The sequence below is a fragment of the Caballeronia sp. LZ062 genome (assembly GCF_031450785.1).
Taxonomy (GTDB): domain Bacteria; phylum Pseudomonadota; class Gammaproteobacteria; order Burkholderiales; family Burkholderiaceae; genus Caballeronia.
Genome location: NZ_JARTWB010000002.1, coordinates 776,418 through 795,444 on the forward strand (window position 1 = coordinate 776,418; position 19,027 = coordinate 795,444).

At 63.2% G+C, this 19,027-nt stretch carries 16 protein-coding genes and 1 tRNA gene; 10 read left to right on the forward strand and 7 right to left on the reverse strand.

All coding sequences use genetic code 11. The features are described 5' to 3' along the window. Nucleotides 1-213: 213 nt before the first annotated feature. The 3 genes from P9239_RS09670 to P9239_RS09680 form a co-directional block, all read right to left on the reverse strand. The gene (locus P9239_RS09670) at nucleotides 214-582 is read right to left on the reverse strand and encodes a glycine zipper domain-containing protein (RefSeq protein ID WP_309750240.1); all 369 of its coding nucleotides are present in this window, start codon (nucleotides 580-582) and stop codon (nucleotides 214-216) included. 179 nt (nucleotides 583-761) lie between these two features. Then, nucleotides 762-2,060: a lysophospholipid transporter LplT gene (gene lplT, locus P9239_RS09675; RefSeq protein ID WP_309750241.1), complete on the reverse strand. Its 1,299-nt coding sequence runs from the start codon at nucleotides 2,058-2,060 to the stop codon at nucleotides 762-764. Between the two features lie 208 nt (nucleotides 2,061-2,268). After that, entirely contained in the window at nucleotides 2,269-3,072 is an 804-nt protein-coding gene (locus P9239_RS09680) for an inositol monophosphatase family protein (RefSeq protein WP_309750242.1), read from the reverse strand. A gap of 299 nt (nucleotides 3,073-3,371) precedes the next feature. On the opposite strand from P9239_RS09680, the gene P9239_RS09685 reads away from it, so the two are divergent. Together P9239_RS09685 and cysE are read left to right on the forward strand one after the other, a co-directional pair. Beyond that, nucleotides 3,372-4,160 carry an RNA methyltransferase gene (locus tag P9239_RS09685; protein ID WP_309750243.1) on the forward strand — a complete coding sequence of 263 codons (789 nt, stop codon included), beginning with the start codon at nucleotides 3,372-3,374 and terminating at the stop codon, nucleotides 4,158-4,160. Nucleotides 4,161-4,320: 160 nt separating this feature from the next. Next, nucleotides 4,321-5,115, forward strand: coding sequence for a serine O-acetyltransferase (gene cysE, locus P9239_RS09690; protein ID WP_309750244.1), 795 nt, complete (start codon nucleotides 4,321-4,323; stop codon nucleotides 5,113-5,115). 110 nt (nucleotides 5,116-5,225) lie between these two features. Here cysE and P9239_RS09695 read toward each other — a convergent pair whose 3' ends face one another. The 4 genes from P9239_RS09695 to P9239_RS09710 all read right to left on the reverse strand — a co-directional run bounded on the left by P9239_RS09695 (nucleotide 5,226) and on the right by P9239_RS09710 (nucleotide 8,090). After that, nucleotides 5,226-6,035, reverse strand: coding sequence for a UDP-2,3-diacylglucosamine diphosphatase (locus tag P9239_RS09695; protein ID WP_309750245.1), 810 nt, complete (start codon nucleotides 6,033-6,035; stop codon nucleotides 5,226-5,228). Nucleotides 6,036-6,046: 11 nt separating this feature from the next. Next, complete coding sequence (locus P9239_RS09700) at nucleotides 6,047-6,538, reverse strand: peptidylprolyl isomerase (protein WP_244846768.1); 492 nt, start codon at nucleotides 6,536-6,538, stop codon at nucleotides 6,047-6,049. 73 nt (nucleotides 6,539-6,611) lie between these two features. Then, complete coding sequence (locus tag P9239_RS09705; protein ID WP_309750246.1) at nucleotides 6,612-7,199, reverse strand: peptidylprolyl isomerase; 588 nt, start codon at nucleotides 7,197-7,199, stop codon at nucleotides 6,612-6,614. 99 nt (nucleotides 7,200-7,298) lie between these two features. Continuing rightward, nucleotides 7,299-8,090 carry a tetratricopeptide repeat protein gene (locus P9239_RS09710; RefSeq protein WP_309750247.1) on the reverse strand — a complete coding sequence of 264 codons (792 nt, stop codon included), beginning with the start codon at nucleotides 8,088-8,090 and terminating at the stop codon, nucleotides 7,299-7,301. A gap of 455 nt (nucleotides 8,091-8,545) precedes the next feature. Between P9239_RS09710 and cysS the strand changes: the two genes are divergently transcribed. The 8 genes from cysS (at nucleotide 8,546) to P9239_RS09750 (ending at nucleotide 18,851) form a co-directional block, all read left to right on the forward strand. Continuing rightward, a complete protein-coding gene (gene cysS, locus P9239_RS09715; RefSeq protein WP_309750248.1) occupies nucleotides 8,546-9,943 on the forward strand; it encodes a cysteine--tRNA ligase in 1,398 nt (465 codons plus the stop codon). A 47-nt stretch (nucleotides 9,944-9,990) separates the two neighbouring features. Further along, nucleotides 9,991-11,022, forward strand: coding sequence for a DNA repair protein (locus tag P9239_RS09720; protein ID WP_309750249.1), 1,032 nt, complete (start codon nucleotides 9,991-9,993; stop codon nucleotides 11,020-11,022). 127 nt (nucleotides 11,023-11,149) lie between these two features. After that, nucleotides 11,150-12,121 carry an acetyl-CoA carboxylase carboxyltransferase subunit alpha gene (locus tag P9239_RS09725; RefSeq protein ID WP_309750250.1) on the forward strand — a complete coding sequence of 324 codons (972 nt, stop codon included), beginning with the start codon at nucleotides 11,150-11,152 and terminating at the stop codon, nucleotides 12,119-12,121. Between the two features lie 45 nt (nucleotides 12,122-12,166). After that, nucleotides 12,167-13,594: a tRNA lysidine(34) synthetase TilS gene (tilS, locus tag P9239_RS09730; RefSeq protein ID WP_309750251.1), complete on the forward strand. Its 1,428-nt coding sequence runs from the start codon at nucleotides 12,167-12,169 to the stop codon at nucleotides 13,592-13,594. A gap of 335 nt (nucleotides 13,595-13,929) precedes the next feature. Then, nucleotides 13,930-15,180 carry an aspartate kinase gene (locus P9239_RS09735; RefSeq protein WP_175944160.1) on the forward strand — a complete coding sequence of 417 codons (1,251 nt, stop codon included), beginning with the start codon at nucleotides 13,930-13,932 and terminating at the stop codon, nucleotides 15,178-15,180. 151 nt (nucleotides 15,181-15,331) lie between these two features. Next, a tRNA-Ser gene (locus P9239_RS09740) sits at nucleotides 15,332-15,424 on the forward strand. 312 nt (nucleotides 15,425-15,736) lie between these two features. Further along, complete coding sequence (locus tag P9239_RS09745) at nucleotides 15,737-15,988, forward strand: PAAR domain-containing protein (RefSeq protein ID WP_309750252.1); 252 nt, start codon at nucleotides 15,737-15,739, stop codon at nucleotides 15,986-15,988. A gap of 10 nt (nucleotides 15,989-15,998) precedes the next feature. Then, nucleotides 15,999-18,851: a type VI secretion system tip protein TssI/VgrG gene (locus P9239_RS09750; protein WP_309750253.1), complete on the forward strand. Its 2,853-nt coding sequence runs from the start codon at nucleotides 15,999-16,001 to the stop codon at nucleotides 18,849-18,851. Nucleotides 18,852-19,027: the final 176 nt, after the last annotated feature.

Sequence of the window (19,027 nt, forward strand, 5' to 3'; positions counted from 1 at the left end):
TGCCCATCTTGCGTGCGGTAAGAGCCGACGGGCCGAACGCAACGTGCGCTCAGCCGCGATCCAGCCGATAGTGCAAGAGTTTAACCCGTCGTGCTCAGACCACGGAGCCGGCCGAACGGCATAGGCCGCGCTACGGTCCGCCAGATAGCAACCGGGGCCGCCGATCGGTTGCAATCGGCGGCCCCGGTGTCCCATGCAAACGATGCGCGATGCTTACGAGCGTCCCGCCAGAAAGCCGACGAGCAGCGCGAGACCCGCCACCGCGCCGAGCGTGTGCCACGGTTTGTCGTGGACGAAGTCGTCGGCATAACCCGCTGCATCGCCGAGCTTGTCGGTGATGGCCGAGCTCGCGCCGTCCATCTGCGAGCGCGCGTACTTCAGCTTCGATTGCAGTTGCTTGCGAAGGCGGTCGGCGTCGATGTCCTTCCCGCCGTGCAGAGCGCTTTCCAGATCGTCGAGCAGGCTACGCAGCTGATCGCTCGCCGAATCGACGACATCGCCCGCACCGCGCACGGCGCGTTGGCCGACATCGGCTGCGCCATTGATCTTGCTGTCGAGCGTCGAACGTGAAAACAATCCCATTTCATTGCTCCTTTATTTGACGTGCCGGAGAATGGCTGCGCGGTGGCTGCTTGACACGGCCCGCGCGGCCCCTTGCGCTGTTGCGCGTTCCCTGCTGCTACACCTTCAACACGTCCGCCATCGTTCCTCCCTGAATCGAACGCTGGCGCACGCAGCCGGATGCAACCCGTAAGCAAGGTTCATTCCTCGACGAGCGCGCCGAGATCCACTTCACGTTCGTTGCGCGTATGGCGGCGCATTGCAAGCGCCATCATCCCGCAGACGAAGGTGCCGAACACGACGGTGATCCACTGCACCGGAACCTTCTCCGTCAAGAGTAGTGCATAGGCGCCGAGCATCGCGAGTACCGCGAGGTTCTGATTGAAATTCTGCACGGCGATCGAATGCCCCGCCGACAGCAGCGTTGCGCCGCGATGTTGCAGGATCGCGTTCATCGGCACGATGAAGAAACCCGACAGACCGCCGAGCGCGATCATCAGCGGATACGCCATGAGGATGTACGCCGGCGCGAAGAACGGCCCGACGTGAACACCCGCGCCGGCCGGGAACAGGTCCTTGTTGTAGAACGCCATGGCAATCGCCACCGCGCCGATCAGCACGCCGACCGGCAGCACCTTCAGCGACTGCCTGAGCGATATCCACGCGGATGCCGCCGCCGCACCGAGCGCAATGCCGACGCCCGTGATGCCTTGCAACACCGCTGCCTTCGAGAGCGACAAGCCGAGGTTCGCGTCGGCCCATTTGAGCACCAGCAGTTGCAGCGTGACGGCCGCGCCCCACAGGAGCGTCGTGACCCACAGCGCGATCTGCGCGAGCTTGTCGCTCCACAGCACCTTGAAGCAGTGCGAGAAGTCGTGCACGAGGCGCGTCGGCTGCGTCAGCAGGTTCGGGTAGCGCGCGCCGGTATCGGGAATGAATGCGTTAATGGCGGCCGCCGATGCGTAGATCAGCATGACGGCGAACATGGAGGCGTGTGCGGCGCTGCTGACGAGCGGCACATGCGCCTGCGACACCCAGCGCTCGACGACCTGGCTCACGAGCGCGCCGCCGATCACGGTGCCGATGATGGTGGAGCCGACCGTTGCCGATTCGAGCCACGCGTTCGCCGCGATCAGCTTCTGCGGCGGCAGCAGTTCGGTGAGGATGCCGTACTTGGCCGGCGAATACGCCGCCGCGCCCAGGCCGACGACGCCATACGCGATCATCGGGTGCACGCCCGCGATCATCAACGCGCAGCCGCCGGCTTTCAGCGCATTCGAGACGAACATGACATGGCGCTTTTGCAGCGCATCGGCGAATGCGCCGACGAAGGGCGCGAGCACCACGTACGACACGGTGAAGAAAATCTGCAAGAGCGGCGTGACCCACGGCGCGGAATGCACGACGGCGAGCATCGCGATTGCGGCGATCAGAAGCGCGTTGTCCGCCAGCGAAGACACGAACTGCGCGGCGATGATCGTATAGAAGCCTTTTTTCATGGCGTGCTTGCGGCCGGGGCGCGTGGCGCCGAAAGGGAAGGGGGAAAAGGGCGGCCCGAGGATGCGGCTAAAAGACTGCGCGGCTAAAAGACTGCACTCTAGCCGAGCGCGGCGTTGACTGCAGAACACGCGTCGCGCCCGTCGAAAAACAGCGGAACGGAGCGCGGCGGCGCGCGCTCCGGCAAAGCGATGTAGCGCGTGCTTTGGGTTATTCGCCCGTCAGACGTGTGCGCGAATACATGTCGAGAATCTTGACCATCTGGGCGTAGACCTTCGGGTTAGCCGCGACGATCTCATTCTGGAACAGGAAGTCCGATTCGCCCGTGTAGTTGCCGACGAGACCGCCCGCTTCGGTCACGATCAGGCTGCCCGCCGCCACGTCCCACGGATGAATGCCCTGCTCGAAGAAGCCGTCGAGCCGGCCCGCTGCGACGTTCGCGAGATCGAGCGCCGCCGCGCCCGGCCGGCGCAGCCCGGCGCACGACATCGTCATTTCGCTGAAAAGGCGCGTGTAGGCATTGAGCCCCTGACCGTCGCGGAACGGAAAGCCCGTGCCGATGAGCGCATCCGAGAGACGGTCCAGCTTGCCGACGCGGATGCGCCGCTCGTTCAGATACGCGCCGCCGCCGCGCGATGCGGTGAAGAGATCGTTGCGCGTCGGATCGTAGACGACCGCCTGCGTGACCGTGCCCTTGTGTGCGAGCGCGATCGAGACGCAGTAGTACTGGAAACCGTGGATGAAGTTGGTGGTGCCGTCGAGCGGATCGATGATCCACTGATAATCGGATTCGCGATCGTCCTTGCCGGACTCTTCCGCGAGAATCGAGTGATCGGGATAGGCGGTGTGCAGCGTCTCGATGATGGCCGCTTCCGACGCCTTGTCGACTTCCGTCACGAAGTCGTTGTGCTGTTTCTTGCTGACGAGGAGACGGTCCAGGTCCAGCGACGCGCGGTTGATGATCTGTCCGGCGCGGCGCGCGGCCTTGACAGCGATGTTGAGCATCGGATGCATGAGCGAAATCCTTTGACCGCCGCGCGTGGCACTGACGTGCGCGGGCGATGCATTAGCAAGATGGGTTGGCGACAACGACTAGGTCGACGAAAGACGAATTGGATAAGAGCGGGGCGCCCGCAGACGTTCACGAAGCGCGAAGGGGCCATTTTACCCGAATGCGCGGCGGCGCATCGAGGCGCGGCTGCCCGTGCGAATCGGCGATAACATAATGGGTTCTTCCCGCGGGCTACTTCTGCGCGTTGCTTGCGCGGATGAGTTCCGCTACTCATTTGCAACTCGAACGCACGAATCGCGCCTTGGAATCCAACGATCTCTCCCATCCTGCCGGTGGCTTCACGTCCACACGGTTCATTCTTGTCGAGCCTAGTCATCCGGGCAATGTAGGCGCCGCGGCTCGCGCACTCAAAACGATGGGCTTTGCGCGCCTCGTGCTCGTCGCGCCGCGCGTCGCCGATGTGAAGAACGAGCCGGAAGCCATCGCGATGGCTTCCGGCGCGGACGACGTGCTCGCGTCCGCGCATGTCGTCGCCACGCTCGCGGAGGCACTCGTCGGCGTGCGCTGGTCCGTCGCGCTCACCGCGCGCACGCGCGAATACGGTCCGCCGCACATGCCGCCGCGCGCCGTGGCAGAACGCGCGCGCGAATTAGCGCATCAGGGAGACATCGCGCTCGTGTTCGGCAACGAGCGCACGGGACTCTCGAACGCGGATGTCGAGCGTTGCAGCGCGCTCGCGCATATTCCGGCCAATCCTGCGTACAGCTCGCTCAATCTCGCGCAGGCGGTTCAGGTGCTTGCTTATGAATTGCGGCTCGCGTTCCATCAAGCCGCGCCGGTTGCACCGCGTGCGCCGGTGGCGACGCCCGTCGAAACGGTGGGGCAGCTTGCATCGAGTGATGAAATCGAGGGCATGTACGCGCACCTCGAAGAGGCATTGATCGCGCTCTCGTTCCTCGACCCGGCGAATCCGAAGAAACTGATGTCGCGCGTGCGGCGTCTTTTTGCACGAGCAGGTCTCGAACGTGAGGAAGTGAACATTCTTCGCGGCATTGCAAAGCATATTCTTCTGGGTGGTAAGGAGCCGTGAGCGCGACCGCGCGGTCATCGGGGGCACGGGGCGCGTCCTGCACGGGCGGCTCGCTCGTCCTACAATCGGCGGAAAACGGCTCGCCGACATAAGCTTTGCGCTTTCGCAGCTAAGCACCGCGCTACCCCAGCGCAACCCATCCCCGACTGAGATCACCGCCATGTTCGACCGATTTCGCGAAGACATCGCCGCCATTCGTGAGCGCGATCCCGCCGCTCGCAGCGTCTTTGAAGTCGTGACGTGTTATCCGGGGCTGCATGCCATCGTCCTGCATCGTTTCGCGCACGGCTGCTGGCATCGCGGCTGGCGCTGGCTCGGGCGCTTCGTGTCGCAGATTGCGCGCTTTCTGACCGGCATCGAGATCCACCCGGGCGCGACGCTCGGGCGGCGCGTGTTCATCGATCACGGCATGGGAGTCGTGATCGGCGAGACGGCTATCGTCGGCGACGACTGCACCATTTACCAAGGCGTGACGCTCGGCGGCACCTCGCTCTCGCGCGGTGCGAAGCGGCATCCGACGCTGGAGCGCGGCGTGATCGTGGGCGCGGGCGCGAAGGTGCTCGGCAGCTTCACGGTCGGCGCAGAAGCGAAGATCGGCTCGAACGCGGTCGTCGTGAAGCCGGTTCCCGCGGGCGGCACGGCGGTCGGCAATCCGGCGCGCGTCGTGATGCCGGCGGTCGCGAAGAAGCCCGATGCGCGCGAGAGCGCGAACGCCGCGTTCTGCGCATACGGCATCACGCCGAACGCGGACGATCCCGTGTCGCTCGCGATTCACGGCCTGATCGATCACGCATCGACGCAGGCGCAGCGCACCGACGAGATCGTCGCGGCACTGGAGCGGCTCGGCGCGCGCGTCGAGGCGCTGCACGGCATCGACGGCGCGGCACTGCTCGACCTGAAGCGCCTCTCGAAAGTAATGGAAGGCGAGGCGCGCAGCGCCGAACGCCAGCTATAGGGCAACGCGCGCGCGTCGAGGTGCTGCACGGCATCGACTGCGCGGCGCTGCTCGACCTGAAGCGCCTTTCTAAAGTGATGGAAGGCGAGGCGCGCAGCGCCGAACGCCAGTCATAACGGCAACGCGCGCACGCCGCCGGCATCCAGGCGTAAATAGCCGCCGCGCGGCGCCTCGATATCCAGTTCCCAATCGGGCAGGACCCAGCGCACGCCTTCCACTTCGCGATGCATCGCGGGGCGGTGCGTGTGGCCGTGAATCAACGTATGCGCGCGGCTTCGGATGAAAAGCTCCGACACGGCCTTGCGCGTCACGTCGTATTTCGGCGATGCGCCGTTCATGCGCGCCCCTTCGCTCTTGCTCCGCATGCGCTGGCCGATGGCGAGCCGCGCGCCGAGCGGCAGCGCGAGGAAAGCGCGTTGCGCGTAACGATTGCGCGCGAAGTGGCGGAACCGCTGATACGCGCGATCGGCCGTGCAGAGCGCGTCGCCGTGCGCGAGCACGATGCGCGTGCCGAACGCGGTCATCGCGTACGGATCGGGCAGCAGCATGGCGCCGGCTTCGCGCATGAAGCGCTTGCCGAGCAGGAAGTCGCGATTGCCGTGCATCACATACAGGCCGATGCCGCGCTCGGACAGCGTGTGCATGAGCTTCGTCATGCGCCGGGCGAAGCGTGCGCGCTCGTGGTCCACGGCGGGGTCGAGCACGTCGTCGCCGACCCAGAACTCGAACAGGTCGCCGAGAATGAAAACGGAGTCCGCCTCGTTGGCCGTGACTTCGATGAAATGTTCGAACGCGGCGACCGTGTTCGGTATCGCCTCGCTCAAGTGCAGGTCCGAAATGAAAAACAGCGGGCGCGCGTCGTGCGCGCTGCCCGCTGCTTCGTCTTTCAATTCGCGACCGAGAGCCTTCGTATCGATCATGCGATGAACGATCAGACCACCACGGCCTTCTCGATGATCACGTCATCGACCGGCACGTCCTGGTGGAAGCCCTTCGAGCCCGTCTTGACCTTCTTGATCTTCTCGACCACATCAAGTCCTTCGACGACGCGGCCGAACACGGTGTAACCCCAGCCTTGCGGCGTCGGCGACGAGTGGTTCAGGAAGTCGTTGTCCTTCACGTTGATGAAGAACTGCGCGGTGGCCGAGTGCGGATCGTTCGTGCGCGCCATCGCGACGGTGCCGGTGTCGTTCGTGAGGCCGTTGTTGGCTTCGTTCTGGATCGGCGCGTCGGTCGGCTTCTGCTTCATGCCCGGCTCGAAACCGCCGCCCTGAATCATGAAGCCGTCGATCACGCGATGGAACACCGTGTTGTCGTAGTGGCCCTTCTTCACGTAGTTGAGGAAGTTCTCGACGGTCTTCGGCGCCTTTTCGGCGTCGAGTTCGAGCTTGATGACGCCGTGGTTCGTATGCAGTTCGACCATGTTCTTTCTCCGGTGTGTTGAATGAGCGGAATGAGCGGCGCGCGACCATCGCGCGCCGCCGCGAGTGTTCGTGTTACTGGGACACCACGGTCGCCGACTCGATCACGGTCGGCTTTTGCGGCACGTCCGCCATCGGCCCGCGCGTGGTGGTCGGGCTGGCTTCAATCTTCTTCACGACATCCATTCCGGAGACGACCTTGCCGAACACGGCATAGCCGTTGCCGTCCGGATTTGGATAGTCGAGCCCGGCATTATCGACCGTATTGATGAAGAACTGGGCCGTTGCCGAATTCGGATCGCTCGTGCGCGCCATCGCGATGGTGCCGGTCCCGTTCTTCAGGCCGTTACGGCTTTCGAGCGGAATGGGCGCGCGCGTGGGCTTCTCCGCGAAGCTCGTGCTGTAGCCGCCGCCCTGAATCATGAAGCCGGGGATCACGCGATGAAAAATCGTGCCGCTGTACTGACCGGACTTCACGTAGGCGAGAAAGTTCTCAACCGTCTTCGGCGCCTTCTCAGGATACAGCTCGACGCGGATGTCGCCTTGCGAAGTCTTGAATAGCACGTTCGGATGCGCGGCCTGCGCGGGTTGCCCTGGTTGAGCAAAGGCGGGGGCGGTCGCGATCAGGGCGGCGCCGGACAGCGCCAACATCAGCAATTTCATGAAGTCGGATCCTCGATTGATGGATGCAAAGCGTCGCGCTATCGCGCGGCGCAGGACGACAGCTTACCGCCTGCGCGCGCGGGTTCGCGCAGGTTTGTCTTAAGGCTGCTGCCCGCTGGGCGCGACATAAGGCGACGTGGGCAGCGGGCCGGTCGGTCCGCCGAACGGCGAGTAACTGTCGGGCGAGGGCATGGTCGTGACGTTGGAGCCCGGCGTGGGCGCCCATTCATCCGATGCCGCGCGAGGCGCGGATGCCGCCTGCGCGCCCGAGGCCGCGGCCGTCCCGCGCTTTCTCGGCGGCGGCGTGATGATGTTCTGAATTGCGGTGACGCGCTGGCGCGTGAGCGGACTCGTCGAGCCGAGCGATTGCGCGCGCTTGTACGATTCGCTCGCGAGCCGCAGATACAGATCGCCGAGATTGTCGTAGGCCAGCGCATAGCCGGGGTTGGCCTTCACCGCCGTCTCCAGCGCGACGCGCGCGTCTTCGTAGCGCCCCTTCTTCGCGTACAGCGCGGCGAGATTGTTGTACGGCTCGGGCAATTCGGGATAAGCCTGCGTGAGTTCGGTGAATGCGGTGATAGCTTCGTCGTCGCGATTCAGGCGAGCGAGCACGGTCGCGCGCTTGAACTTCGCCTGCACGTCGCGCGGATGCGTGGCGAGCTGCGCGTCGAGCTGCGTGAGTGCGGCGTTCCAGTCTTTATTGGCGATGGAGGCGTCGATCTGAGGCGTGCCGTCCGCCGTGGCAGCGGACACTTGAGCGAGCGCCGCGTTCGACCAACCGAAGCACGCGGCGACGCCGATCACGGCGACGGCGGCGGTGCGCGCAAGCGTCGCGTTGAAGCGGTTGCGGAAACGATCGGCAGCGGGCCGGCGAAAGAGTGGCAGAGGCATGCGCGCTTGGGCGTGAGTCACTTGAATATGGGTCAGGGAATGAGGCGGGAGACAACCGGAGAACCCGGAAGCTCGGCTGTGAACGACTTGAAAAGCAACTGCCGGGCGAAGCACGAAACACCATGAACGGCGAGGGCGAAAGCGAAGCACGAAGCACGCGTGGCACTGCCCGCCGTGCGGCCGCCTGGAGGTTTCATGGGCATAAATCCGGGTGTTATACTCCGACCTATTCTAACAAAAGGTCCGGACGTTCCGCGCACGCGCCTTGCACACGACATTGCGCTCGTGCTCACGCGCTGCCGACATCCGACTGTCTTTGCCACTCGTGGCCGTCTCCGTCCTGGTCGTCTGACCGTCGTGTTCGCGCTCGCGTGTGCGTCTTCCCCGCCCCGCAGTATCGAGCACGCCGTTTGCGACTCAACGCACGGTTGGTTCCGGCACACGCACTGTCCTCTATGAATTCGCTGCGCATCTACAACACGCTCGCGCGTGACAAGCAAACCTTCACGCCGCTTCGCCCCGGCGAGGTACGCATGTACGTCTGCGGAATGACGGTCTATGACTATTGTCACATCGGTCATGCTCGCGTCATGGTCGTGTTCGATGTCGTGCAGCGGTGGTTGCGCACGCTCGGCTACAACGTCACGTACGTGCGCAACATCACGGACATCGACGACAAGATCATCCGTCGCGCGGTCGCGAACAACGAGTCCATCAAGTCGCTCACGCAGCGCTTCATCACGGCGATGCACGAAGACGCCGATGCGCTCGGCGTCGCGCGGCCCGACCTCGAGCCGCGCGCGACCGACTACATCCCGCAGATGCTCGGCATGATCGATGCGTTGCAGGCGAACGGTTATGCCTATCACGCGAAGGACGGCGACGTGAACTACGCGGTGCGCAAGTTCACGGGCTACGGCAAGCTCTCGGGCAAGTCGCTGGAAGACTTGCGCGCGGGCGAGCGCGTCGCGGCCAACGATGCGAAAGAAGACCCGCTCGACTTCGTGTTGTGGAAACACGCGAAGGAGGGCGAGCCCGCCGATTCCGGCTGGGACTCGCAGTGGGGACGCGGCCGGCCGGGCTGGCATATCGAATGTTCCGCAATGGCGTGCGAGCTGCTCGGCGAACACTTCGACATTCACGGCGGCGGGCAGGACTTGCAGTTCCCGCATCACGAGAACGAGATCGCGCAAAGCGAAGGCGCCACGGGCAAGACCTTCGTGAACTACTGGATGCATAACGGCTTCGTGCAGATCGACAGCGAGAAGATGTCGAAGTCGCTCGGCAACTTCTTCACGATCCGCGAAGTGCTCGAAAAATTTGATGCCGAAGTCGTGCGTTTCTTTATTGCACGGGCACACTATCGGTCGCCGCTGAATTACAGCGACGTGCATATCGACGATGCAAGAAACGCACTGACACGCCTGTATACAGCATTGAAGGATGTCGAGCCGGACAATCAGCAACTTGACTGGAACGAGGCCAACGCGCAGCGTTTCCAGTCTGCGATGAACGACGACTTCAACACGCCGGTGGCCGTGTCCGTGCTGTTCGATCTCGCAAGCGAAGTGAACCGCACGCGTGATGCCGCGCTCGCGCGTCAGTTGAAGAGCCTGGGTCAGGTGCTCGGTTTCTTCGGCCGCGAGCCGCGCGCCTTTCTGCAGCAAGCAGGCGGCACCGCCGCGGCAGAAGGTCTTTCGCCACACGAGATCGAAGCGAAGATCGCCGAGCGCATCGCCGCGAAACAGGCGAAGAACTATGCCGAAGCAGACCGGATTCGCGCCCAGTTGCTCGAAGCCGGGATTGCACTTGAAGACAAACCGGGTGGGTCGACCGAATGGCGTCGCGTTTGAACGCGCACCTTCGAACCCTCTGATCGACTCGCCAGGCAGGAGGCAAGATGGCAACGGCCAGGAAGACGCCGGTCAAGCGACCGGCGTCAGGAAGTGCTGCGTCGCCCGCAACGAAGCGGACGCGCGGTGCGCAGTTGAATGCAAGCACGCAGACAGAGAGTGCCTCTGCCGCGGCGCCGCGCAAGACCGCGGTCAAGCGCGCATCGAAGGAAACGGCGAGTGCGAAGGTGAACGGGGCACGCCGCGTCAACGGCGAAGATGTCGTCGCCCGCACATCGAAGGCTGCAATCGTTCCTGCTCCGGCGCCGCGTGCGAAGAGCAGCGGCCGCGCATCCGCGAGCGTTGCGGCGAACGTGCAATCGCTCGTCGCAGAGAAGGAGGGCGAAGTCGTTCGCAAGTCGCGCGCAGTCACAACCGATGCCGCCGTGCCGGTGCAAGTGGGCGGCCTCACGCGCGAGATCGTGCGTCCCGATTACTGGGACAAGGCCTGCGCCGACCTTATGAAGCGCGACCGCATTCTCAAGAAGCTGATCCCGAAGTTCGGGCAGATGCATCTCGTCAATCTCGGCGATCCCTTTTCGACGCTCGCGCGATCCGTTGCCGGCCAGCAGATCTCGGTGAAAGCCGCGCAAGCCATTTGGGAGCGCGTGAAGACCGCGTGTCCCGCCATTGTGCCGGCGGACTTCATCGCGCTCGGCGCAGAGAAACTGCAAGGATGCGGGCTCTCGAAGCGCAAGACCGAGTACATACTCGATCTCGCGCAGCACTTCGTCTCGGGCGCGCTGCATGTCGGTACGTGGGCGTCGATGGACGACGAAGCGGTCATCGCCGAACTCACGCAGATTCGCGGCATCGGCCGATGGACGGCGGAGATGTTTCTCATCTTCAACCTGTCGCGCCCGAACGTGCTGCCGCTCGACGACCTCGGTCTCATTCAGGCCATCAGCGTCAATTACTTCAGCGGCGAGCCGGTCACGCGCAGCGAAGCGCGGGAAGTCGCGGCGAACTGGGAGCCGTGGCGAACCGTCGCGACGTGGTACATGTGGCGCAGCCTCAATCCGATTCCCGCAGACCACTGATTCGCAACAGCATTTGCCGGGCTATCGTTGATTTATAATCGATAGTTCCCGCGCGTTTTTAACAGGGACGGACGCGGTTAGAATAGACGCCCTTGCGCCCCTGCCCGTTGTTCAAGGACTCGAACACATGAAGACCACGTTTCTGGATTTCGAGCAGCCGATCGCTGAACTCGAAGCGAAGATCGAAGAACTCCGCTTCGTTCAGGACGATTCCGCTGTCGATATCTCGGAAGAAATCGAGCGGCTGTCGAAGAAGAGCCAGCAGCTCACCAAGGATCTGTACGCGAACCTGTCGCCGTGGCAGGTTTCGCAAATCGCGCGTCATCCGCAGCGGCCTTACACGCTCGACTACGTGAACGAACTGTTCACCGACTTCCACGAACTGCATGGCGACCGTTCTTTCGCGGACGATCTCGCTATCGTCGGCGGCTTCGCGCGCTTCAACGGCCAGCCGTGCATGGTGATCGGTCATCAGAAGGGCCGCGACACCAAGGAGCGCGCGCTGCGCAACTTCGGCATGCCGCGCCCGGAAGGCTATCGCAAGGCCGAGCGCCTCATGCGCCTCGCCGAAAAGTTCAGCATGCCCATCTTCACGTTCGTCGACACGCCGGGCGCGTATCCGGGCATCGGCGCGGAAGAGCGCGGGCAGTCCGAAGCCATCGGCCGCAATCTCTTCGTCATGGCCGAACTCAAGACGCCGATCATCACCACGATCATCGGCGAAGGCGGCTCGGGCGGCGCGCTGGCCATCGCGGTCGCGGACACCGTCATGATGCTGCAGTTCTCCACGTATTCGGTGATCTCGCCGGAAGGCTGCGCGTCCATTCTGTGGAAGAGCGCGGCGAAGGCGCCCGAAGCGGCCGAAGCGCTCGGGTTGACGGCGCATCGCCTGAAGGCGCTCGGCCTCATCGACAAGATCGTGAACGAGCCGCTCGGCGGCGCGCATCGCGATCCGAAGGGCATGGCCGCGCTCCTGCGCCGCGCGCTCGCGGATTCGCTACGTCAGTTCCAGGGCTTGAGCGTGCAGGATCTGCGCGATCGCCGCTTCGACAAGATCATGGCCTACGGCAAGTTCAAGGAATCGCTGCCCGGCGCATGATTGCGCCGTCCTTACGTTTCATTCTTCCATCTCTTCACGATTCTCGTGACTTCCGACAGCGAAACCCCGGCCGGCCGCCTCGTGTTCGAGGCGGTCCGCGCCGCGGTGGCCGATGCCGGACTCGCCGCCGATGCGCTGCTTGCCGTCGCACTCAGCGGCGGACTTGATTCCACCGTTTTGCTCGATGCCGCTGTGCGCGTTCACAGCGCGGCGGGGGTCGTCGCTTTTCATGTGCATCACGGACTCAGCCCGAACGCCGATGCGTGGGACGCGCATTGCGAGGCCTTCGCGGCATCGCTCGGCGTGCGTTATGCGGTGCGCCATGTCGACGTGATGCGCGCGGGCGGCGCGAGCCTGGAAGCCGCCGCGCGCGATGCGCGTTATCGCGCGCTCGACGAACTCTGCGACGCGCACGGCGCGGCGGCGCTTCTGATCGCTCATCACGCGGACGATCAGGCGGAAACCGTGCTGCTGCAACTGCTGCGCGGCGCGGGCGTCGCGGGGCTCGCCGCGATGGCCCCGCAGCGGCTCGACGGCGCGAACGTGCCGCGCCTGCGCCCGCTATTGCGGCTTTTGCGCGCGCAACTGGAGCAGTACGCGCACGAGCGCGATCTGAGCTGGATCGAGGACGAATCGAACGCCGATACCCGCTACGCGCGCAACGCGCTGAGACACGATGTGCTGCCCGTGCTCGCCGTGCATTTTCCCGGCTTTCGCGATGCCCTCGCGCGCACGGCGTCGCACGCGGCATCGGCGCAGCGGCTGCTCGACGATCTGGCGCGCCTCGACCTGGAAACCGCGCAGGGCGAAGAAGAGGGCGCGCTCGCACTCGACGCGCTGCTGCCGCTCGACGACGAACGCGCCGTCAACTTACTACGTTACTGGATGCGCACACGCGACTTGCCGGCTGCATCGACGGCGCGTATCGCCGATATGCTGCGCCAGCTTCGGCACGCGGCCAGCGCACGCGAGGGCCACGCGCTGCGCGTCGATCATGCGGGGCGGTGTCTGCGCGTTTATCGCAATGCGTTGTTCTGGGAAACGGGCGACAGCGCGGATGCACCCGATCTCGATCAGGGCGCGGCAGTGGCCAAGCCGCACAGCGAATTGCGTTGGCAAGGCGATGAAGTCTGGCGGCTGCCGCAGTGGCGAGGCTCGTTCGTGTTCGAGCCGGCCGCCTCGCCCGGTAGCGATGTCGTCGCGGAGGGCTTGCTGCGCGCGGCGCCGATCATCGCGCGATCGCGTGCGGGCGGCGAGCGCATGCGTCTTTCCGCCGATGCGCCGAGCCGCACGCTGAAGAATTTGTTCCAGGAGCGCGGCGTGCCGGCGTGGAAGCGGGACGTGCCGCTGCTTTTCATTCGCGATGCGCTTCTCTTCGTGCCGCTCGTCGGCGTGAACCGCGAAGTGGCGCCTGAGACGTCGCATGCGCCGTTGCGGCGCATCGTCTGGCGGCCGGATTTGCTGCTGGCCTGAACGCGGCAATTCGGGCGACTCGCCAGAAGCCGGTAAAATGGCGCACGCGGCCGTCCAATCTTGAAATTTCGGCCTCGATCGGGTACCGTAACTCGTTTGCCCGCCACGCGCTTTGCGCGGCATCTCCGTTCAAAAGACGCGAATTTCGCCCGTGATGCGCCCCTTGCGCGCCAGGTCACTCACGAGTGCAACTCTAGCGGCGGGCATCCGGCGGCACTCCGCGTATCGTTGCTGGCTTTCCCCTATCCCCGAAGCCGTCGAGCGCAACGCCATAGCACAGCGAGCATCATGCATCGAGCGCGTCAGCGCGGTTTTCCCTTCAGTTCAAAACGACAATGGCACTCATCGTACACAAATACGGCGGCACCTCGATGGGCTCGGTCGAGCGCATCAAGAACGTCGCCAAGCGCGTCGCCAAATGGCACAAGGCCGGCCACCGAATGGTCGTCGTGCCCTCGGCGATGTCCGGCGAAACCAACCGCCTGCTCGGTCTTGCAAAAGACATTACGGCGAACCCGGACCCGCGCGAACTCGACATGATTGCCTCCACGGGCGAGCAGGTGAGCGTCGGGCTTCTCGCCATCGCGCTGCACGCCGAAGGCCTCGACGCCGTGAGTTATGCCGGCTGGCAGGTGCCCATCAAGACCGACAGCGCGTTCACGAAGGCGCGCATCAGCGAGATCGACGGCGAGCGCGTGCTGAAAGACCTCGACGCGGGCAAGGTCGTGGTCATCACTGGCTTTCAGGGCGTCGATCCCGAAGGCCATATCGCGACGCTCGGGCGCGGCGGCTCGGATACATCGGCGGTCGCGATTGCGGCGGCGCTGAAAGCCGACGAGTGCCTGATCTACACCGACGTCGACGGCGTCTATACGACCGACCCGCGTGTCGTCGAAGAGGCGCGCCGGCTGGATCGCGTGACGTTCGAGGAAATGCTGGAAATGGCGAGTCTGGGCTCGAAGGTTCTGCAGATCCGCTCAGTGGAATTCGCCGGCAAGTACCAGGTCAAGACGCGGGTGTTGTCCAGCCTGACCGATCCGCTCATGCCGCTCGAAGCCGAAATGCACTCGGGCACCCTGATTACTTTTGAAGAAGACGAGAACATGGAAAAGGCAGTTATCTCCGGCATCGCGTTTCAGCGCGACGAAGCGCGCATCGCGGTCATGGGCGTGCCCGACAAGCCGGGCGTCGCGTATCAGATTCTCGGTCCGGTGGCCGATGCGAACATCGACATCGACATGATCATTCAGAACCAGAGCGTGAACGGCAAGACGGACTTCACGTTCACGGTGGGCCGTGGCGACTACCAGCGCGCGCTGGAGATCCTGAACGGCCAGGTGAAGGGCCACGTGAACGCGGAAACCGTGCTCGGCGATCCGAAGGTGTCGAAGGTGTCGGTCGTGGGCGTGGGCATGCGCTCGCACGTGGGCATCGCGAGCACGATGTTCCGCACGTTGTCGGAAGAGGGCATCAACATCCAGATGATCTCGACTTCCGAAATCAAGATTTCCGTGCTGATCGATGAGAAGTACACCGAGTTGGCCGTTCGCGCGCTGCATAAGGCGTTCGAGCTGGATCGCGGTTGAGCGTTCTCTTCCCACCGTTGCGGTTCCGGCTGTCGGCGAGATTCGAAATTGATCGATTGGAAAAAATCGTCATGCGAATTTGACCGCTGCGGCTGAACAGGCTATTATCTCGATCTCGTTGCACTGCACTCCCGGTGCAACGTAAAGTTTGGGAGACGTGGCCGAGAGGTCGAAGGCACTCCCCTGCTAAGGGAGCATCTGGCTAAAAACTGGATCGAGGGTTCGAATCCCTCCGTCTCCGCCAGTGGTAGGAGAAAAGCCCCGCAAGTCGAAAGACTTGTGGGGCTTTTTGTTTTTGCGGTGCCAGCGCGGTTTGCTTGGCTGTGGTCGCCGGTTGGCAGGGATGGCCTGATCGTCAAGGCGGTGCGCCCAAGCATCTCTCCTTGCTTTTCAACGCCCGTCGACATCCATCCTTCGTCGCTTCGCCAAGGGCGGACCACGAGTGCGTTCCAGAACGCTACTGCGTGCCGTTTTAAGGCTTGTCCGATAGCGACGACGGAACGAGTGGGTTGCAATGCGCGCATTTCCATCTTCGAAGCCATAAGGACAACAAAGGATGAGGGATGCAAACGGCCGCGAGGCGGCGCGCCTTGGCGACAAGACGACTCACGGCGGCATAGTCATTCAAGCCGCGCCCGATTTCAAACATTTAGGTGTTCCCGTTGCGCTCGATCAACACCTAACCGAGTGCCCGATGTGCGGCGGGACCTTTCCTATCAACGCGAGCGGAAAAATGACCCATAAGGGGCGACGCGTCGCGTATATCGGCGACTCTACCGCCTGCGGCGCGGTTCTAATCAGGACGTGAGGCAATAGTCATGTTCAATCCGCTACAAAGCCGCACGCTGAAGGTGCAATGCGAGGCCCTTCCCACATGGGGCAAGGACGATATTCTCCTGCCTCAGCGCGTCAAAGGCACGGAAACGCTCGGCGAGTTGTTTGAATACCGCGTCGATTTTGCCACGCTCGATAGTCCGACGTTCCGACTCTATAAAGCGCGCGAACTGATAAAGCCCGATGATTACATCGGCAAAATCGTAAAAATTCGAATTGAATTTGAGGGGAAAGGAACGTTCGTTCCGGGCTTACCCGGTAATCAAGGCGCGGGCAATGTCGGCGCGGGCGTGCGCACGATCGAGGGCATCATTACTGCTGTCGAGCAAATCGGCAGCGACGAGCGGCGCGCGTATTATCAGTTCACGGTTAGGCCGTGGCTCTGGCTTTTGAGCCAGAATAAAGACAATCGAATATTCCGAAACGTCACGGTTTTGGAGGCTACCGAGGCCGTCTTAACGGGCACGAAATATAAGTTTCCGTGGAAAACCCGGCTGGCTGGGTTCCTGCTCAATAACAACATCTTCCCGAAGCGCGACTATATCCGGCAGTTCTGGCAAAGCGATTATGATTTTCTCATCCAGTTATGGAGCGAATGGGGAATCTATTATCACTTCGACGGCATGACGTTGATGCTATGCGACTCGCCCGGTTCGCATAAAGACCACAAGAACGCATACGACACAATTCTCTTCCACGCGCCCGAGGACAAGCGCATCGACGAAGAGCATATTCACAGCCTGCGTGTGTCGCGTCAGATTACGGCGGGCGACGTCACGCTCAACGACTACGACTATACGCGGTCGAACGGCACGTTCTTGGTGAACAGGTCCGATCACAGCAACTCATCTTTCGACAACATCGAGCAATACCATTGGGGCGACTACACGCAGCCGCTCGCGGGTGCGATGGGGCTGGACGGCCAGCCGAACGACTTTCGCAACGAGGGCGAATATTTGGCGTGGGTGCGCGTCGGGTCCATGCGTTGCGAGGGCTTGCGCGCCTATGGCACGGCCAACGCGCGCGGCATGATGACCGGCAGACGGTTCCGGCTCAAGAGCCACCCGCAACCGGAGGTCAACCGTGAATATCTCGTCGTCTCCACGTCCATCGACGTACGCAACCCGGACGAGCTTACCGCCACATCGGGCAGCGATGCACACTATCACTGCAAGACGGATTTCGTTGTGCAGCCGGCCAATGCTTTTTTTAAACTGAAGCCCAAGGACAAGCCGCGCGCCTACCCGGAAACGGCCGTTGTAACGGGGCCGGACAAACAACCGATATGGCTCGACGCCTACGGGCGCATTCGCTGCCAGTTCAAGTGGGACCGGCTCGGCGAGAACGACCAGAATTCGAGTTGCTGGCTACGCGTGTCGCTGCCGTGGCATGGCGGGCCGCATAGTTTCGTATCGGTGCCGCGTGTCGGCGACGAGATCACCGTCGGCTATCACGAAGGCGACCCGGACAAGCCGTTCGTCATGTCGAGCAAGGTGAACGAGTTCAATCCGCCGCCGTTCAAGCTGCCGAAAAACATGGCGCTCACGGGTTTGGTGAGTCACGCGTTCGAAGGTCAAGGACACAACGTTGTCGTGACCGATGACACGCCCGGCAAGCAGCAAGTGCAGGTGGCCAGCGATCAGGCCAATTCGCGCCTCGTCCTCGGCTACAACACGCGCATTGCCTACGGCGACGGACGGCAGCAGGCGCGCGGGCTGGGCTGGGAGTTGGCGACGGATGCGTGGGGCGTGTTGCGCGCCAATCAGGGCATGCTCGTTACGACCGAGACGCGCGAAGCCGCGAGCGCGCCGGCGAGGGACATCGGCGAGACTGTTGCGCGGCTCACGCAGGCGCGCGACATTCACGAAAGCATGGCCGAACTTGCGCAGCAGCACGGTGCGCAGGACGCGAGCGGCAATCAGTCGGACGTGGCGAAGTCCATCAAAGCGGCGAACGACGAGCTACGCGGTACCGGCACGGCGAACATGGATAGGGGCGAGTTCCCCGAGTTCGCCGCGCCGCATCTGACCTTGGCGAGTCCGGCCGGCATTCAATCCACAACGGCGGGCAGCACGCACATTGCAAGCGAGCAAGACTTTGCAGTGACAGCAGGCGGAAGCGTCAGCTTCGCTGCGGCGCGTTCGTTGTTCGCAAGTGTCATGAATGGCGTTGCGCTGTTCGTGCGAAAGGCGGGAATGATGCTCGTTGCCGCGTCGGGAAAAATCCGTATCGAGGCGCAGGAAGACGGCCTTGATGTGATCGCGAAGAAGGACGTCCACATCGCGAGCGAGGACGGCTGGATCAATCTGACCGCCGTGAAGGGCATACGCTTCAACGGAGCCGGCACGACTCTGGAACTTAGCGCAGCTGGATTGCTTGGCGCTACGAACGGGCGGTTTTTGGTCCACGCCGCCGACCACCAGACCGATGGCCCCCAATCCACGCCTCCCATGTTTCCGCCGAGGTCGTACACCGACACGTCGTCCCTGTCACACCTGTATCACGACGACGAACCGGTCCAGGGAGCGAAGTTCGAGATTCACTACGACGACGGCAAACGCTACAGCGGCACGCTGGACGGCGCTGGCCATGCCGATCTGAGCGGCGCACCTGTGGGCGTCGGCCGGATCAAGGTTGGGCCGGATTCTCGCCCGTTGCAGGTCAAGGCTAATGACGCGAACCCGGGCTACAAGCCGCGCTGGGGCGAGGGTGACTTCGATGCATCCGCGAAGAAACAGAACAACGGTGGAGTATGGCTAAAAGGCGGCGAGACGCAATACTTCATTGACTTCAGTCACCCCTATAACAAGGTGCTGGAAGACTACGTCAAGAAATAATGGCGATGCCGACGAACTGGAAGGATGTGATTTTTTCTCCGACTGAACGGGCGGCGGTTCGCGACCTGGACAAGAATCAGATTCTCCACAAGACCGTCCCGCAGGGCTATACGAATCGTGCGCCAGCGGTTGCTGGTCACGCATTGCCCAGTCGCGACAGCGCACAACCGCAACAC

Coding starts and splice junctions, on each gene's coding strand:
- P9239_RS09670 (WP_309750240.1), bottom strand. CDS start 582: ATGGGATTGTTTTCACGTTCGACGCTCGACAGCAAGATCAATGGCGCA.
- lplT (WP_309750241.1), bottom strand. CDS start 2,060: ATGAAAAAAGGCTTCTATACGATCATCGCCGCGCAGTTCGTGTCTTCG.
- P9239_RS09680 (WP_309750242.1), bottom strand. CDS start 3,072: ATGCATCCGATGCTCAACATCGCTGTCAAGGCCGCGCGCCGCGCCGGA.
- cysE (WP_309750244.1), top strand. CDS start 4,321: ATGTTCGACCGATTTCGCGAAGACATCGCCGCCATTCGTGAGCGCGAT.
- P9239_RS09695 (WP_309750245.1), bottom strand. CDS start 6,035: ATGATCGATACGAAGGCTCTCGGTCGCGAATTGAAAGACGAAGCAGCG.
- P9239_RS09700 (WP_244846768.1), bottom strand. CDS start 6,538: ATGGTCGAACTGCATACGAACCACGGCGTCATCAAGCTCGAACTCGAC.
- P9239_RS09705 (WP_309750246.1), bottom strand. CDS start 7,199: ATGAAATTGCTGATGTTGGCGCTGTCCGGCGCCGCCCTGATCGCGACC.
- P9239_RS09710 (WP_309750247.1), bottom strand. CDS start 8,090: ATGCCTCTGCCACTCTTTCGCCGGCCCGCTGCCGATCGTTTCCGCAAC.
- cysS (WP_309750248.1), top strand. CDS start 8,546: ATGAATTCGCTGCGCATCTACAACACGCTCGCGCGTGACAAGCAAACC.
- P9239_RS09720 (WP_309750249.1), top strand. CDS start 9,991: ATGGCAACGGCCAGGAAGACGCCGGTCAAGCGACCGGCGTCAGGAAGT.
- P9239_RS09725 (WP_309750250.1), top strand. CDS start 11,150: ATGAAGACCACGTTTCTGGATTTCGAGCAGCCGATCGCTGAACTCGAA.
- P9239_RS09735 (WP_175944160.1), top strand. CDS start 13,930: ATGGCACTCATCGTACACAAATACGGCGGCACCTCGATGGGCTCGGTC.
- P9239_RS09745 (WP_309750252.1), top strand. CDS start 15,737: ATGAGGGATGCAAACGGCCGCGAGGCGGCGCGCCTTGGCGACAAGACG.
- P9239_RS09750 (WP_309750253.1), top strand. CDS start 15,999: ATGTTCAATCCGCTACAAAGCCGCACGCTGAAGGTGCAATGCGAGGCC.